This is a genomic window from Curtobacterium sp. PhB146 (genome assembly GCF_004342995.1).
GTDB lineage: Bacteria > Actinomycetota > Actinomycetes > Actinomycetales > Microbacteriaceae > Curtobacterium.
In genome coordinates this window covers 348,962-362,041 of the sequence record NZ_SMBN01000003.1, presented here as the reverse complement: position 1 = coordinate 362,041, position 13,080 = coordinate 348,962, and the positions used below count along the sequence as shown (strand labels likewise).

At 69.7% G+C, this 13,080-nt stretch carries 11 protein-coding genes; 6 read left to right on the top strand and 5 right to left on the bottom strand.

The features are described from left to right. Positions 1-232: 232 nt before the first annotated feature. Entirely contained in the window at positions 233-1,159 is a 927-nt protein-coding gene (locus EDF33_RS13770; protein ID WP_111083966.1) for a heme o synthase, read from the bottom strand. 445 nt (positions 1,160-1,604) lie between these two features. On the opposite strand from EDF33_RS13770, the gene tkt reads away from it, so the two are divergent. The 6 genes from tkt to pgl all read left to right on the top strand — a co-directional run bounded on the left by tkt (position 1,605) and on the right by pgl (position 9,907). Continuing rightward, positions 1,605-3,698, top strand: coding sequence for a transketolase (gene tkt / locus EDF33_RS13765; RefSeq protein ID WP_123671736.1), 2,094 nt, complete (start codon positions 1,605-1,607; stop codon positions 3,696-3,698). Between the two features lie 127 nt (positions 3,699-3,825). Next, entirely contained in the window at positions 3,826-4,938 is a 1,113-nt protein-coding gene (gene tal / locus EDF33_RS13760; protein ID WP_132100325.1) for a transaldolase, read from the top strand. Continuing rightward, a complete protein-coding gene (locus tag EDF33_RS13755; RefSeq protein WP_132100324.1) occupies positions 4,938-6,536 on the top strand; it encodes a glucose-6-phosphate isomerase in 1,599 nt (532 codons plus the stop codon). The genes tal and EDF33_RS13755 overlap by 1 nt, the downstream gene beginning before the upstream one ends. A gap of 22 nt (positions 6,537-6,558) precedes the next feature. Continuing rightward, positions 6,559-8,097: a glucose-6-phosphate dehydrogenase gene (gene zwf / locus EDF33_RS13750; protein WP_132100323.1), complete on the top strand. Its 1,539-nt coding sequence runs from the start codon at positions 6,559-6,561 to the stop codon at positions 8,095-8,097. After that, entirely contained in the window at positions 8,094-9,038 is a 945-nt protein-coding gene (locus EDF33_RS13745; protein ID WP_111083961.1) for a glucose-6-phosphate dehydrogenase assembly protein OpcA, read from the top strand. Before zwf ends, EDF33_RS13745 begins: the two co-directional genes overlap by 4 nt. A gap of 98 nt (positions 9,039-9,136) precedes the next feature. Then, a complete protein-coding gene (gene pgl, locus EDF33_RS13740; RefSeq protein ID WP_132100322.1) occupies positions 9,137-9,907 on the top strand; it encodes a 6-phosphogluconolactonase in 771 nt (256 codons plus the stop codon). Between the two features lie 446 nt (positions 9,908-10,353). On the opposite strand, the gene EDF33_RS13735 is transcribed toward pgl, so the two are convergent. The 4 genes from EDF33_RS13735 to EDF33_RS13720 form a co-directional block, all read right to left on the bottom strand. Continuing rightward, positions 10,354-10,722, bottom strand: a complete 369-nt coding sequence (locus EDF33_RS13735) for an RNA polymerase-binding protein RbpA (protein WP_027465686.1) — start codon at positions 10,720-10,722, stop codon at positions 10,354-10,356. Positions 10,723-10,725: 3 nt separating this feature from the next. Further along, complete coding sequence (gene secG, locus EDF33_RS13730) at positions 10,726-10,977, bottom strand: preprotein translocase subunit SecG (protein WP_017887256.1); 252 nt, start codon at positions 10,975-10,977, stop codon at positions 10,726-10,728. A 108-nt stretch (positions 10,978-11,085) separates the two neighbouring features. After that, a complete protein-coding gene (tpiA, locus tag EDF33_RS13725) occupies positions 11,086-11,865 on the bottom strand; it encodes a triose-phosphate isomerase (RefSeq protein WP_111084168.1) in 780 nt (259 codons plus the stop codon). Next, on the bottom strand, positions 11,862-13,079 hold the full coding sequence (locus EDF33_RS13720) for a phosphoglycerate kinase (RefSeq protein WP_132100321.1): 1,218 nt from the start codon (positions 13,077-13,079) through the stop codon (positions 11,862-11,864). The genes tpiA and EDF33_RS13720 overlap by 4 nt, the downstream gene beginning before the upstream one ends. Between the last annotated feature and the right edge of the window lies 1 nt (position 13,080).

The window sequence follows — 13,080 nt, the reverse complement described above, 5'->3', positions numbered from 1 at the left end:
CGCCCACGGACACACAGGGCAGCCGGGAGGCCCGTGGCGGCGCCGCCACGGGCCTCCCGGCCGCCTGGTGGGCACGTCCACAGCCGCGCCAGATCGCGCGCTGACCCGCAACGACGTCGAGGACGTCGCATCCCCGCGCGCGCAACCGTCGCGCACGCGCACCGACGACGAAGGCGACGTCGTGCGACATCGAGTTCGTCGTACGACGTCGCCCAGTGGCGGCCCGCAGTGCCTAGAAGGTGAAGACCTGCGGCAGCAGCGGATCGATGCCCACGGCGATGAAGAGCAGCGTCAGGTACGTGATCGAGCTGTGGAACACGCGCATCGGCTGGACGTGCTCGACGTGCTGGATCGCCCGCGAGTACAGCCGGTGCGACTCGACGACGAACCAGATGCCACCGGCCAGTGCGACCACGGTGTACAGCGGCCCCATGTGCGCAACGGGGATGAGCAGGAGCGAGCAGACGAGCGTCGCCCAGGCGTACAGCACGACCTGCAGGCCGACGACGGTGCGGCCGCGGACCACGGCGAGCATCGGGACGTCGGCGGCGTCGTAGTCGTCGCGGTACTTCATCGACAGCGGCCAGTAGTGCGGCGGCGTCCAGAGGAAGATCACCATGAAGAGGATGACCGGGGCCCAGGTGAGCGAGCCGGTGACGCCCGCCCAGCCGATGAGCACGGGCATGCAGCCGGCCGAGCCGCCCCACACGATGTTCTGCGGGGTGCGGCGCTTGAGCCACAGCGTGTAGACGAACACGTAGATGAGGATCGCGATGACACTCAGGGCTGCGGCGAGCCAGTTCACCAGGAACCCGAGCACCGCCGTCGACAGGACGCCGAGGATCCACGAGAACACGAGGGCTTCGCGGTCCGAGAGCTCACCGGTCACCAGCGGGCGGGTGCTGGTCCGCTTCATCAGGCGGTCGATGTCACGGTCGATGTAACAGTTGAAGGCCGACGCCGAGCCGGCGGACATCGCCCCGCCGAGCATCGTCCAGAACACGAGCCAGAGGTCCGGCACGCCACGCTCGGCCAGGAACATGGTCGGCGCGGTGGTCACGAGCAGCAGCTCCATGACGCGCGGCTTGGTCAACGAGACGTACGCACGGACCTTGCGGGACAGCGTCGATCGGGGTCGATCGGTGTCGGGCCTGGTCACGGTGGCAGTCGGCAAGGGAACCTCAGTCTGTTCGCATCAGCTCGCACACTCGGTGGACGACTGCGGCGGCGTCCGGGCATGCGCTGACCCGGAATGTCCACGGGTCGTCGACAGTTTACGCGATGGAAGCGCCGCGATGATGCCCCGCTCCCCCATCCCGTGCAGACACCCCGTGCAGAACGACGGGCCGCGGAGCACGACACGCCCGGCGGACGAGGGGCCGGGTGACCCGACTCGTGAACATCGGGCGTCACCTGAACCCCTTCTGAGTGGCTGGTCACTATGCTGGACCTGCCCTCCCGCAGTGCGCGCCCCGATGACGTCGGCCGCGATGAGCCGGTCGGCCGCCGCTAGACGGCGACACGACTCGGCCCCGGGATGGCCACATGTCCGTGCGATGGCACGAGCCCTCGCACATGTCGCATCAAGAAGGGTCAACATCCAAGTGGCTGAATTCACCTGGGACGCCATCGACCGGAAGGCCGTCGACACGGCCCGCGTTCTCGCCGCCGACTCGGTCGAGGCCGCCGGCAACGGTCACCCCGGCACCGCGATGAGCCTCGCGCCGCTCGCACACCTGCTCTTCCAGAAGGTGATGCGTCGCGACCCGAGCGACTCCACCTGGATCGGCCGCGACCGCTTCATCCTCTCCGCCGGTCACGCCTCGATCCTGCAGTACGTGCAGTTCTACCTGCACGGCTACGGCCTCGAGCTCGACGACCTGCAGCACCTGCGCAAGTGGGGCTCGAAGACCCCGGGTCACCCGGAGTACGGCCACACCGACGGTGTCGAGATCACCACCGGCCCGCTCGGCCAGGGCCTCGCGTCCTCGGTCGGCTTCGCCTACGCCCAGCGCTTCGAGCGCGGCCTGTTCGACCCGGAGACCCCGGCCGGCCAGTCGCCGTTCGACCACTTCACCTACGTGATCGCCGGTGACGGTGACATGCAGGAGGGCGTGACGAACGAGGCGGGCTCGCTCGCCGGCCGTCAGCAGCTCGGCAACCTGATCGCGTTCTACGACTCGAACCAGATCTCGATCGAGGACAACACCGACATCGCGTTCTCGGAGAGCGTCCCCGAGCGCTACGAGGCGCTCGGCTGGCACGTCCAGATCGTCGACTGGAAGAAGACCGGCGAGTACTCCGAGGACGCCGTGGAGCTCCACGCCGCGATCGAGGCCGCCCAGCAGGTCACCGACAAGCCGTCGCTCATCGTCCTCAAGACGATCATCGGCTGGCCGTCGCCGACCAAGCAGAACTCCGGCAAGATCCACGGTTCGGCGCTCGGCGCCGACGAGATCAAGGGCCTCAAGGAGGTCCTCGGCTTCGACACCGCGAAGACCTTCGAGGTCGCCCCCGAGGTCCTCGAGTACACCCGCGGCGCCGTCGCCAAGGGCCAGGCGCAGCACGCCGAGTGGCAGAAGACCTTCGACGCGTGGGCTGCTGCCAACGCCGACAAGAAGGCGCTGTTCGACCGCGTCAACGCCAAGGAACTCCCCGCGGACCTCGAGGCAGCACTGCCGGTCTTCCCGACCGACAAGGCCGTCTCGACCCGTGCCGCCTCCGGCAAGGTCATCAACGCCATCGCGCCGCTGATGCCCGAGTTCTGGGGTGGCTCGGCCGACCTCGCCGAGTCGAACCTCACCACGATCGAGGGCGCCAAGTCCTTCGGTCCGGCCGAGGCCTCGACGTCGACGTGGAGCACCGACCCGTACGGCCGCGTGCTGCACTTCGGCATCCGCGAGCACGCCATGGGCTCGATCCTCAACGGCATCGTCCTGCACGGGAACACCCGCCCCTTCGGCGGCACGTTCCTGATCTTCAGCGACTACATGCGTCCGGCGGTCCGTCTCGCCGCGCTCATGGGCGCGCCGGCGATCTACGTCTGGACCCACGACTCCGTCGCCCTCGGCGAGGACGGCCCGACGCACCAGCCGATCGAGCAGGTCTCGTCGCTCCGTGCGATCCCGGGTCTCGACGTGGTCCGCCCCGCCGACGCCAACGAGGTCGCGTACGCCTGGCTCGAGATGCTCAAGCACACCGACCGCCCGGCCGGCATCGCGCTGAGCCGTCAGAACCTGCCGGTGTTCGAGCGTGGCGAGGGCGACGCCTCCGGTGAGGTCTTCGCTTCGGCGAAGAACGTCGCCAAGGGTGCGTACATCCTGGCCGAGGCGCCGAACGGCACCCCGGACGTGATCCTCATCGCGACCGGGTCCGAGGTCCAGATCGCCGTCGAGGCCCGTGAGCAGCTCAAGGGCGAGGGCATCAACGCCCGCGTCGTGAGCGCACCGTCCATCGAGTGGTTCCGCGCCCAATCCGAGAACTACCAGGACCAGGTGCTCCCGAAGGACGTCACCGCTCGCGTGTCGGTCGAGGCCGGCATCGCCATGAGCTGGCGCGACATCGTCGGCGACAAGGGCCGCAGCGTCTCGATCGAGCACTTCGGTGCCTCGGCCGACTACCAGACGCTCTTCAAGGAGTTCGGCTTCACGACGGAACACGTCGTGGCCGCCGCGAAGGAATCCATCGCGGCTTCCTGACCCGCAGGGGCCGGGTCCGGTTCGCCGGATCCGGCCCTTCTGCCGGGAGGCGCGGTTCGGCTCCGCCACGCGCCCCCGGTCCCCCAGACCCCGGCCATCAGGCCGATGAAGGAAAGAAGAGAAACACATGGCTGAGAACACCCCCACTGCCGCCCTCTCCGCGGTCGGCGTGAGCATCTGGCTCGACGACCTGTCCCGCGAGCTCCTCGAGACCGGCAAGCTCACCGACCTCATCGCGCAGAAGAACGTCGTCGGCGTGACCACCAACCCGACGATCTTCGCGTCGGCCCTCGCCAAGGGCGAGCGCTACGACGCTCAGGTCAAGGAGCTGGCCGCTGCCGGTACCGATGTGACCGAGGCGATCTTCGAGATCACCACGCAGGACGTCGCCAACGCGTCCGACGTCTTCAAGCCGATCTACGACGAGACCAAGGGCTTCGACGGCCGCGTCTCGATCGAGGTCGAGCCGGGCCTCGCCCACGAGACCGCCAAGACCATCGAGCAGGCCAAGTTCCTGTTCGAGAAGGTCGGCCGCGAGAACGTCCTCATCAAGATCCCCGCAACGGTCGAGGGTCTCGAGGCCATCACCGAGGTCATCGGCGCCGGCATCTCCGTCAACGTCACCCTGATCTTCTCGCTCGAGCGCTACCGCGCCGTCATCGACGCCTACCTCGGTGGGCTCGAGAAGGCCAAGGCCGCCGGCCACGACCTGTCGAAGATCCACTCGGTCGCCTCGTTCTTCGTGTCGCGCGTCGACTCGGAGATCGACAAGCGCCTGGACGCCGTCGGCACCGACGAGGCCACGGCCCTGAAGTCGAAGGCCGGCATCGCCAACGCGCAGCTCGCCTACCAGGTCTGGACCGAGGCGTTCGCCTCCGAGCGCGCCCTCGGCCTGCTCGAGGCCGGTGCGAACACGCAGCGTCCGCTCTGGGCCTCGACCGGCGTCAAGGACCCGTCGCTGCCCGACACGCTCTACGTGACCGAGCTCGCCGCCCCGAACACCGTGAACACGATGCCGGGCAAGACGCTCGACGCCACGTTCGACCACGGTGAGATCCACGGCGACGCCATCGCCGGCACCTTCGACGCCGCGCAGCAGGTCCTCGACCAGCTCGCCGCGCAGGGCATCGACTACGACGACGTCGTGGCGCTGCTCGAGAAGGAGGGCGTGGACAAGTTCAACGTCTCGTGGGGCGAGCTCGTCGACACCGTGAAGACCGCGCTCGAGGGCGCCAAGTAGTGACGGTTTCCATCGCTGCCAGCGGCGATGCCGCGCGGGCCATCGACTCGGTGGTCCCGCGGCTCGTCGCTGACCTGGTGGCCTCGGGCATCACCGCCCAGGACCCCGAGCTGTGGGGACCGGATGCCGAGGCCGAGGCGTCCAAGCGCCTCGGCTGGGTGGAGGCCGTCTCGGTCTCCCGCCCGCTCGTCGCCCAGATCGCCGCGCTGCGCGAGTCGCTCCGTGCCGAAGGGGTCGACCACGTCGTCCTCGCCGGCATGGGCGGCTCGTCGCTCGCGCCGGAGGTCATCACGCGCACCGCCGGCGTCCCGCTGACGGTGCTCGACTCGACCGATCCCGCGCAGGTCCGCGCCGCCGTCACGACGGACCTCGAGCGCACCGTGCTCGTCGTCTCGTCGAAGTCCGGCTCCACGCTCGAGACCGACTCCCAGCGCCGCGTCTACGAGCAGGCGTTCCGCGACGCGGGCATCGACCCCACCGGCCGCATCGTCGTCGTCACCGACCCGGGCTCCGCGCTCGAGGCCGCCGCGATCGACGCCGGCTACCGGGTCTTCACCGCCGACCCGACCGTCGGCGGCCGCTACTCGGCGCTCACCGCGTTCGGGCTGGTGCCCTCCGGTCTCGCCGGAGCGGACATCGCCGAGCTGCTGGACGAGGCCGACGCCATCTCCGCGCTGCTGTCGGTCGACCTCGACGAGAACCCCGGGCTCGTGCTCGGTGCGGTCCTCGCCGGCACCGACCCGCTGCGCGACAAGATCGCCATCGTGCCGGACGGCACCCACATCGTCGGGTTCGGCGACTGGGTGGAGCAGCTGATCGCGGAGTCGACCGGCAAGAGCGGACGTGGCCTGCTGCCCGTCGTGCTGCACGCCGACTCCCCCGAGGTCTCCGCAGCCCTGCCGGACGTCCAGGTCATCCGCCTGGTCGGTTCGCGCGAGGACGAGCGCCACGTCGCCGAGGGCGAGGTCGAGATCACCGGGACGCTCGGTGGTCAGATCCTCGTCTGGGAGTACGCCGTCGCCGTCGCCGGGCGGCTGCTCGGCATCGACCCGTTCGACCAGCCCGACGTCGAGGCCGCCAAGGTCGCGACCCGTGCGCTGCTCGACGACCGTCCCGCGCCTGCGGACCCCGCGTTCACCGAGGACGGCATCGCCGTCTCCGCGACGCCCGGACTGGCGGTCGGGACGACGCTCGCAGAAGCCGTGACGGGCCTCCTGTCCGAACTGGACGCCACCGGCTACGTGGCGGTGCAGGCGTACGTCGACCGCACCACGAACCGTGACCTCGAGACGCTCCGCGACGCCCTGGCGGCGCGCACGCGTCGGCCGGTCACCTTCGGGTACGGCCCGCGGTTCCTGCACTCGACCGGGCAGTACCACAAGGGCGGACCCGCCACGGGAGTGTTCCTGCAGATCGTGGCGGACGAACCGGACGACCTGGCGATCCCGGGCCGGCCGTTCACGTTCGGCCAGCTCCTCCAGGCCCAGGCAGCCGGTGACGCGAGTGTCCTCGCGCAGCACGGCCGCCCGGTCCTCACCCTCACGACGTCGGACGTCCGCGCCGCCACCGCGGCCATCGCCTCCGCCGTCTCCCACTGACTCGTAAGGAGTTCACCGACTCATGTCACCGGTGGCAATCACCCCGGAGCACAACCCGCTCCGGCTGCCGACGGATCGTCGACTGAACCGGATCGCGGGACCGAGCACGCTCATCATCTTCGGCGTGACGGGCGACCTGTCACGCAAGAAGCTGATGCCGGCGGTCTACGACCTGGCCAACCGGGGGCTCCTGCCCCCGGGGTTCGCGCTCGTCGGCTTCGCCCGTCGCGACTGGGAGGACCAAGACTTCTCCCAGCTCGTGCACGACGCCGTCAAGGAGCACTCCCGCACCCCGTTCGACGAGGACGTCTGGCGTCAGCTCGAACAGGGCATCCGCTTCGTCCAGGGCTCGTTCGACGACCCCGAGGCGTTCCTGCAGCTCAAGCAGACCGTCGACGACCTGGACACCGAGCGCGGAACGCTGGGCAACCACGCGTTCTACCTGTCCATCCCGCCGAAGATGTTCCCGGTGGTGACCGAGCAGCTGAAGCTGTCCGGCCTCACCGCGAAGCGCGAGGGCTCGTGGAGCCGCGTGGTCGTCGAGAAGCCGTTCGGCTCCGACCTCCGCACCGCGCGCGAGCTGAACGCGATCGTCGAGAGCGTCTTCGCGCCCGACGACGTGTTCCGCATCGACCACTACCTCGGCAAGGAGACCGTCCAGAACCTGCTGACGCTCCGGTTCGCGAACCAGATGTACGAACCCATCTGGAACTCGAACTACGTCGACCACGTGCAGATCACGATGGCCGAGGACATCGGCGTCGCGGGACGTGCCGCGTACTACGACGGCATCGGCGCTGCGCGCGACGTCATCCAGAACCACCTGCTGCAGCTCCTCGCGCTCACCGCGATGGAGGAGCCCGTCTCGTTCAAGGCCGCCGACCTGCGTGCCGAGAAGGAGAAGGTGCTGTCCGCCGTGCGGCTGCCCGAGGACCTGTCGACCGCCACGGCGCGTGGACAGTACGCCGGCGGCTGGCAGGGCGGCGAGAAGGTGCTCGGCTTCCTCGACGAGGCCGGGATGAACCCCGAGTCCGGCACCGAGACGTACGCCGCGATCAAGCTCGACATCGCGACCCGTCGCTGGCAGGGCGTCCCGTTCTACCTGCGCGCCGGCAAGCGGCTCGGGCGCCGTGTGACCGAGATCGCGATCGTCTTCAAGCGCGTCCCCGAGGACGTCTACGGCAACTCGCAGTCCCCCCTCGGTCAGAACGCGCTCGTGATCCGCGTCCAGCCGGACGAGGGCGTCACGCTCCGGTTCGGCTCGAAGGTCCCCGGCGTCGGCACCCAGGTGCGCGACGTGACGATGGACTTCGGCTACGGCCACGCCTTCACCGAGGCATCCCCTGAGGCGTACGAGCGACTCATCCTCGACGTGCTCCTCGGCGACCCGCCGCTGTTCCCGCGGCACCAGGAGGTCGAGCTGTCCTGGAAGATCCTCGACCCGATCGAGGAGTTCTGGGCCACGCAGGGCCAGCCCGAGCAGTACCGTCCCGGCACGTGGGGTCCGGCGTCCGCCGATGCCCTGCTCGCCCGCGACGGCCGGACCTGGAGGCGTCCATGAAGATCGACCTGCCGAACACCACGGTCTCGAAGATCCAGAAGAAGCTCGTCCACATCCGCGAGGAGGGCGGCGCCGTCGCCCTCGGTCGTGTCCTGACGCTGATCATCTCGACGGCCCTCGGCCACGAGGAAGAGGCGATCGAGGCGGCGAACGAGGCGTCCCGCGAGCACCCGATGCGCGTGATCATCGTGTCGAAGAACGACGGCGACACGAAGTCGCCCGGCCGTCTCGACGCACAGATCCGCGTGGGCAGCGACGCGGGCGCCAGTGAGGTCATCGTCCTCCGCGCCTACGGCGAGACCGCGACCGACGAGGAGAGCCTGGTCACGGGCCTGCTCCTGCCGGACGCCCCGGTCGTGGCCTGGTGGCCGCAGACCGCGCCGTCGCAGCCGTCGGCCTCGGCACTGGGCCGCATCGCCCAGCGCCGGATCACCGACGCCGCCGCGCAGAAGGACCCGAACGGGGCGATCGAGGCGCTCGGTGCCTCGTACGTGCCGGGCGACACCGACTTCGCGTGGACCCGACTGACCCTCTGGCGGAACCAGCTCGCCGCGGCGCTCGACCAGCCGCCGTACGAGCCCATCACGGGCGTCGAGGTGACGGGCGCGTCGGACAGCCCGTCGACGATCCTGCTCGCCGCGTGGCTGCAGCTCCAGCTCGAGGTGCCGGTGACGGTCACCACGTCGCCGCGTGCGACCGGCTCGAGCGGCATCCACGGCGTCAAGCTCGTGCGCGAGTCGGGCACCATCGACCTCGAGCGTTCCCTGGTGGACGTCGCGACGCTCTCGATGCCCGGTCAGCCCACGCACGACCTGTCGCTGCCACGCCGCAACCTGCGTGACTGCCTGGCCGAGGAACTCCGTAGACTCGACCCGGACGTCCTCTTCGGAGACGTCGTCAAGCACGGGGTTCCCCAGCTGCGCGAGACCATCGCCCGCTGAGCACCCCACAACGGTCGGGTCGTCTGTCTGGTGCAGGCGGCCCGACCGGACCGAAGGCGGTCGTACGACCGGTCGGCCGCCACGAACACGGGAGTCACGTGACCAACGAACGGCGGGTGCTCGTGCACCCGGACAAGCAGGCCCTCGGCGCTTCGGTCGCCGCACGCTTCATCACCAAGATCATCGACGTGCTCGACGAGCAGGAGCGTGCCGACATCGCGATCAGCGGTGGCTCGGTGTCGTCCCTCGTCCTCGCCGCGATCGGCCAGTCGCCGGCGCGCGAGAGCGTCGACTGGTCGAAGGTCCACGTCTGGTGGGTCGACGAGCGCTGGGTGCCGGCCGGTGACGCCGACCGCAACACCACGGGGACGCAGACCGACTTCTTCGACCACGTCGACATCCCGGAGTCGAACATCCACCCGATGCCCGCGTCCGACGCCGGCATCGACATCGAAGTGGCCGCGCTGCAGTACGAGCGTGAGCTCCAGGACGCCGCGTACGAGGGCGCCGTCGCTCCGCGCTTCGACATCACGCTGCTCGGTGTCGGCCCCGACGGGCACACCGCGTCGCTCTTCCCCGAGTTCCCGCAGCTCACGGTCACCGACCGCGCCGTCGTGTCGGTCGACGACTCCCCCAAGCCGCCGCCGCAGCGCCTGACGGTCACCTACCCGGTGATCAACGCCTCGCAGCGCGTGTGGGTCATCCTGTCCGGTGCCGAGAAGGCGTCGGTCCTCGGGCTCGCCCTGGCGGGCGCCTCCGTCGAGGACGTCCCCGTGGGCGGCGTCCAGGGTCGCAAGCGCACCGTCTTCTTCGTGGACCAGGACGCCGCGCGCGACGTCCCCGAGAACCTCATCGCGTCGACGTACTAGACGCGCGTCCTGCCTGACGGGAGGCCCGGTGCCAGTTGGCACCGGGCCTCCCGTCCGTCTGTGGTCGCTCCCACCGCCGCCCCACACCCGCTCGCCGGCGCCGAGCAGTCAAGAAGTGTCGCCTGAACGCGGGCCCGGGCGACAGAACCCGCCGCCGCAGCGAACCGCACGCGGCATGTCATGACCACTCGGCGATCCGGCTCTCCGCGCGGCACCAGGCAACCGAACGATTGCGACACCCCGCCGACACGACGCCGAGCGGTCAAGAACTGTCGGCTGCGGGCGCCGCAAGCGACAGAACGTGCCACCACCGCGAGCCGCACACGGCGCGTCGTGACCACTCGGCGAGTAAGCCCCCGCGCGGTGAGCACTGCCAACCGCGCCCACGACGCACGAAGGCCCCCACACCATCGCGGTGCGGGGGCCTTCGTCAGTGTGTGTGGGCGCTACGCCTTCTTGGCAGCGGTACCGCGACGCTCGCGGAGCTGCTGAAGCGCGTCCTCGAGGAGCTGCGCTGCCTCTTCCTCAGTCCGACGTTCCTTCACGTACGCGAGGTGCGTCTTGTAGGGCTCCGTCTTGGAGACCACGGGAGGGTTCTCCTTGTCGCGCCCGGCGGGGAGCCCGCTCGACGGCGAATCGACCGTCTCGGGGATCTCTTCGTCCGGGAGGTTCGCGGCAAAGTACCGCACGACCTCGTTGCCGAGGGCGTCCCAGTAGGAGATCGCCACACGCTCGGCCTGGACACCACGGTCCTGTTCGCCCATCGGTCCGGCGCCGACGCGGGACCCTCGGATTGCACTGCCTCCGCTAGCCATGGATCAGACCCCCGCCGTGAACTTGTTGATGAGACCGAGCACGATGATGGAGACGATCCAGACCAGACCGAGGATCACCGTGATGCGGTTGAGGTTGCGCTCGGCGACGCCGGACGCCCCGAGGTTGCTCGTCACGCCGCCACCGAACATGTCGGAGAGGCCGCCACCGCGGCCCTTGTGCAGGAGGATGAGGAGCGTGAGCAGGAGGCTCGTGATTGCGAGCAGGACCTGCAGCACGACGGAGAGTATCGCCACGACGTACCTTTCGTGTCAGTCAGCCGTACCAGTGTACCGGCCGCGCGGGGCACGGCCGGTACACGGACGGGAGTGGTGCGGACTACAGCCCGACGCCAGCCGGTGTGGCTACAGCCCGACGTGCTGGCGGAACCGGGCGATCGCCGCGAACTCCTGCACGTCGAGGGATGCGCCGCCGACGAGGGCGCCGTCGATGTCGGGCTCACGGAGGAACCCGGCGATGTTGCCGGACTTGACCGAACCGCCGTACAGGACGCGCGTGTCGGCAGCGGCCTGGTCGCCCCAGGCAGCAGCGATGCCGCGACGGATCGCGGCGCACTCGTCCTGCGCCTGCTCGGCCGTGGCCGCCTGGCCGGAACCGATCGCCCAGACGGGCTCGTAGGCGACGACGATGTCGGACGGCTGCACGGCGTCGAGCACGACGCGGAGCTGCTCGACCGGCACGACGCCGGCGCCGCGCTGTTCGCGCTGCTCACCGGTCTCGCCGACGCAGACCACCGGCACGAGGCCGTGCTTGACGGCTGCGGCGGTCTTGGCCGCGACGACCTCGTCGGTCTCACCGTGCAGCGTGCGCCGCTCGGAGTGTCCGACGATGACGTACTGCGCGTCGAGCGCCGACAGGAACGCGCCGGAGACGTCGCCGGTGTAGGCACCGGAGTCGTACTGCGACAGGTCCTGCGCACCGAAGTGGATCGGCAGCTTGTCGGCCGAGATGAGCGTCTGCACGCTCCGCAGGTCGGTGAAGGGCGGGAAGACCGCGACCTCGACGTCGTCGAAGTCGTGGCGGGCGTCCTTCAGGGTCCACGCGAGCTTCTGTACAGTCGCGATGGCCTGGAGATGATCGAGATTCATCTTCCAGTTGCCGGCGATCAGCGGCGTACGGGTCATGCGGACCACCCCAGTGCTTCGAGACCGGGAAGCGACTTGCCCTCGAGGAACTCGAGGCTCGCACCGCCACCGGTCGAGATGTGCCCGAACTGGTCGTCCGAGAAGCCGAGCGAGCGGACCGCAGCAGCGGAGTCGCCACCACCGACCACACCGAGGCCGTCGACCTCGGTCAGGGCCTTGGCGACGGTCTTCGTGCCGGCGGCGAAGGCCGGGAACTCGAACACGCCCATCGGGCCGTTCCAGAACACCGTCTTCGAACCGGACACCGCCGACGCGAACCGCGCCGCCGTCTCCGGCCCGATGTCGAGGCCGATGCCGTCGGGGCCGAACGACGACGACTCGATCGCGTCGGCCGCCACCGTCTCGTGCGCCGCGTCGGCGGAGAACCCGGAGGCCACCACGACGTCGGTCGGCAGGTCGATCGTCACACCGAGCTCCTTCGCCCGCGAGAGGTACTCGCGGACGACGTCGAGCTGGTCGGCTTCGAGCAACGACTTCGCCACCCCGTGGCCCTGGGCCGCGAGGAAGGTGAAGAGCATGCCGCCGCCGATGCACAGCGTGTCGACCTTGGGCAGGATGTGGTCGATGACGCCGAGCTTGTCGCTGACCTTCGAGCCACCGAGCACGACCGTGTACGGCCGTTCCGGCGAGGAGGTCAGGCGCTCGAGCACCCGCAGTTCGGTCTCGATGAGCGAACCGGCTGCACTGGGCAGCGCAGATGCGAGTTCGTAGACCGAGGCCTGCTTGCGGTGCACGACACCGAAGCCGTCGGAGACGAAGGCGTCACCGAGAGCCGCGATGCGGTCCGCGAAGGCGGACCGCGCGGCAGCGTCCTTCGAGGTCTCCTCCGGGTTGAACCGGAGGTTCTCGAGCAGCAGGACGTCACCGTCCTCGAGGGCCTCGGCGGCTCCGGTCGCCTCGTCGCCGACGGTCTCGCCGACGAACGTGACCTCTTTGCCGAGCAGCTCGGAGAGCCGCTGGCCGACCGGCGCGAGCGAGAACTCCGGCTTGGGTTCCCCGTCGGGGCGGCCCAGGTGGGAGATCACGATGACGCGCGCGCCGGCGGTGATGAGGGTGTTGAGGGTCGTCAGGGACGCCCGCACGCGGCCGTCGTCCGTGATCGTGCCGTCCTTGAGCGGGACGTTCAGGTCACAACGGACGACGACGCGCTTGCCGGCGAGGTCGCCGAGGTCCTCGAGGGTGCGGAGGGCCATG

What these genes read in the sequence shown, in the direction of transcription:
- EDF33_RS13745 (WP_111083961.1), top strand. Translation starts at nt 8,094, where the DNA reads ATGAAGATCGACCTGCCGAACACCACGGTCTCGAAGATCCAGAAGAAG.
- tpiA (WP_111084168.1), bottom strand. Translation starts at nt 11,865, where the DNA reads ATGACCCGTACGCCGCTGATCGCCGGCAACTGGAAGATGAATCTCGAT.
- zwf (WP_132100323.1), top strand. Translation starts at nt 6,559, where the DNA reads ATGTCACCGGTGGCAATCACCCCGGAGCACAACCCGCTCCGGCTGCCG.
- EDF33_RS13735 (WP_027465686.1), bottom strand. Translation starts at nt 10,722, where the DNA reads ATGGCTAGCGGAGGCAGTGCAATCCGAGGGTCCCGCGTCGGCGCCGGA.
- EDF33_RS13720 (WP_132100321.1), bottom strand. Translation starts at nt 13,079, where the DNA reads ATGGCCCTCCGCACCCTCGAGGACCTCGGCGACCTCGCCGGCAAGCGC.
- tal (WP_132100325.1), top strand. Translation starts at nt 3,826, where the DNA reads ATGGCTGAGAACACCCCCACTGCCGCCCTCTCCGCGGTCGGCGTGAGC.